This is a genomic window from Ruminococcus sp. AM43-6 (genome assembly GCF_003461785.1).
Classification (GTDB): Bacteria; Bacillota; Clostridia; order Oscillospirales; family Ruminococcaceae; genus Hominimerdicola; species Hominimerdicola aceti.
The window spans coordinates 1-642 of record NZ_QTXU01000009.1; the positions used below are offsets into that span (position 1 = coordinate 1).

A 642-nucleotide genomic window follows, 5' to 3' on the forward strand; every position below is an offset into this window, starting at 1 on the left:
ACGGCTTCTATCGGAGTTAAAGGCTCAAAGCACAAGGAATGTACAGTCTGCAAGAAAGTCCTTGAAACGGCTGAGATCCCTGCACTTTCAAGAATTAGCATTTCAAAGGCAAGCGTGACACTTTCCACTTCGACCTACGCATATGATGGCAAGGCAAAAACTCCGTTCGTTACTGTAAAAGTCGGTGGAAAGACTTTGAAAAAGGATACTGATTACACTGTTTCGTACAGCAACAACACCAAGGTCGGAACAGCTACTGTAAAGATCACGGGCAAGGGCAACTACACAGGTTCAGTTTCTAAGACCTACAGTATCAAAAATAACTTCAAGAAAGCCACAGTTTCGGGCATTTCCACAAAGGCTTTCACTGGCAAGAACATCACTCAGAGCATTACTGTTAAATATAATGGCAAAACTCTAAAGAATGGCACTGACTACACAGTTTCGTACTCAAACAACAAGAAAATAGGCACTGCCACTGTAAAAATCGCAGGAAAAGGCTCTTACACAGGCACTATCACAAAGACGTTCAAGATAAATCCTGCCAAGCAGGAGATACAGAAGCTCACGGCTAAAAGCAAGGCATTCTTTGTGGATTGGGCGCAGAAAGGTTCTGCTACTGGATACGAGATACAATACGCT

The 642-nt window shown here is 43.1% G+C and carries 1 pseudogene; it reads left to right on the top strand.

Annotated elements, in window-relative coordinates:
• Positions 1-642: pseudogene (locus tag DW938_RS14745) on the top strand (hypothetical protein); the annotation flags it as partial.